This window comes from Vibrio sp. 10N.261.52.A1 (assembly GCF_002876325.1).
Lineage (GTDB): Bacteria > Pseudomonadota > Gammaproteobacteria > Enterobacterales > Vibrionaceae > Vibrio > Vibrio chagasii.
On the sequence record NZ_MCYD01000050.1, the window covers coordinates 4,519 to 5,035 of the forward strand.

Annotated in this window: 1 protein-coding gene; it reads right to left on the minus strand. The window is 47.0% G+C overall.

What is annotated here, in order from left to right; genetic code table 11:
- On the minus strand, positions 1-517 hold a 517-nt coding region (locus BCT81_RS00685; RefSeq protein ID WP_133152470.1), incomplete at both ends, for an HD domain-containing protein.

A 517-nucleotide genomic window follows, 5' to 3' on the forward strand; every position in this document is an offset into this window, starting at 1 on the left:
ATCCCATTTTTCATGGTGATATTGCGCGACTTGAATGGCCATTCGCATCAACTTAGAGTCACTCTGCCTGCCGAGTATCTCTACACCGTATTCGACGTGTTTTTGCATGGTGGCCCACTCGTCCGGGTCTAATTTACCCGGCTTGAGTAACACACTATCAGGGATACCTATCTTGCCAATATCATGCATAGGTGCTGCGTCTCGTAGCGTTTCGGCATCTTCGTCTGTCATACCCAATGCCTTCGCCAATATTTCACAATAGTGGCTCATGCGCATAACGTGCATGCCCGTTTCATTGTCTTTGAATTCAGCCGCCCTACCCAAAATATTCAGAGTCTCTAACTTACCAAGATTGATCTCTTGGGTTTTCTCTTTCACTTGGCTAAATAGCGCTCGCTGTTGGTCATACAAAGCAATATGAGTCTTCACACGTTGCAGCGCGATCTCAGGTGTGATCGGCTTAGTAAGGTAATCAACAGCGCCTAAAGATAGCCCTTTCACTTCGGCTTCAGGGTCT